We start from the raw sequence: 1,191 nt of genomic DNA on the forward strand, positions 1-1,191 counted from the left end.
CTCAATCGCAGTTGTTGTTTCTCCGAAGGTCGATGCCCAGGAATCAAAATGGGTCAGGTTCTTTTGCTGGAGCGTACTGTACTGGAGATAGCGCATGACCGTATAAAGCTCGGTCATCGAGTTACTTACTGGAGTACCGGTTGCAAAGATCACACCACGCCCGCCGGTCAGCTCATCCATATAGCGGCACTTCATAAACATATCCGAAGATTTCTGGGCTTCGGAGGTGGACAGACCTGCCACATTTCGCATTTTTGTGTAGAGGAACAAATTCTTGAACGCATGGCTTTCGTCCACAAACAGCCGGTCTACACCCAACTGCTCAAAGGTAATGACATCATCTTTCTTGTCAGCGGCAAGGAGCTTGTCCAGTCTGGCTTCCAATGATTTTCGTGTTTTCTCCATCTGCTTGATCGTGAAGTTTTCGCCACGCTGCCATTTCAGCTCCGCAATCGCACCCTCGATCTCATCAATCTGCTCCCGCAGCTGCCGTTCCTGTCGTTCGGCAGAAAGCGGGATTTTTTCAAACTGGCTGTGACCGATGATGACTGCATCATAGTCACCCGTTGCGATACGAGCGCAGAACTTCTTACGGTTTGCTGTTTCAAAATCCTTCTTGGTGGCAACAAGGAGCTTGGCACTCGGATAGAGGTGCAGGAACTCGTTTGCCCACTGTAAGGTCAAGTGATTCGGCACAACGAACAGGGATTTCTGGCTCAATCCAAGCCGTTTACTCTCCATAGCCGATGCAGCCATCTCGAAGGTCTTGCCCGCACCAACTTCGTGTGCAAGCAGCGTATTTCCACCATATAGCACATGAGCGATAGCATTTCTCTGGTGTTCACGGAGGGTAATATCCGGGTTCATGCCGCCGAAACGGATATGAGAGCCATCATACTCACGAGGTCTGGTGGAGTTAAAAAGTTCGTTGTACTTGGTGGAAAGGGTTTCTCGTCTGTGCGGATCTCTCCAAATCCAATCTCGGAACGCATCCTTGATTGCATGCTGTTTCTGCTGTGCCAGGGTAGTTTCTTTTTTATTGAGGACACGCTTCTGCTTACCATCTGCATCTTCAATCGTATCATAGATACGAATATCCTTCAGATTCAGCGTTTCCTCCAGAATCCGATATGCGTTGGCTCGCTCTGTACCGTAGGTGACATACGCCGCCACATCGTTGTAGTTGGGAGA

The 1,191-nt window shown here is 49.5% G+C and carries 1 protein-coding gene; it reads right to left on the reverse strand.

From position 1 onward, the window contains the following. A partial coding sequence (locus WMO25_RS18180; RefSeq protein WP_349086646.1) for a helicase-like domain-containing protein occupies positions 1-1,191 on the reverse strand: 1,191 nt, incomplete at both ends.

It is taken from the genome of Coprococcus intestinihominis, from assembly GCF_040096555.1.
Taxonomy (GTDB): domain Bacteria; phylum Bacillota; class Clostridia; order Lachnospirales; family Lachnospiraceae; genus Coprococcus_A; species Coprococcus_A intestinihominis.